Source organism: Vibrio sp. Sgm 5 (genome assembly GCF_026241575.1).
GTDB classification, from domain to species: domain Bacteria; phylum Pseudomonadota; class Gammaproteobacteria; order Enterobacterales; family Vibrionaceae; genus Vibrio; species Vibrio jasicida.
Window position 1 is genome coordinate 1 of record NZ_JAPHPY010000175.1, and the last position, 201, is coordinate 201.

At 41.3% G+C, this 201-nt stretch carries 1 tRNA gene; it reads left to right on the plus strand.

Annotated features, from left to right (window positions below):
- A tRNA-Glu gene (locus OQJ86_RS26580) sits at positions 1–76 on the plus strand.
- Positions 77–201 lie beyond the last annotated feature (125 nt).

Here is a 201-nt window from a genome sequence, read left to right on the forward strand (position 1 = left end):
GTCCCGTTCGTCTAGAGGCCTAGGACACCGCCCTTTCACGGCGGTAACAGGGGTTCGACTCCCCTACGGGATACCATCTTTAAACATTCTCTCTTGAGAGTTTTTAAAAATGGTTACTTCATAGGAAGTGATTAGCTCTTTAACAATTTGGAAAGCTGACAAAGTAATCTTTAAGATTACTTGTAAAGTTCTCAATGTTTG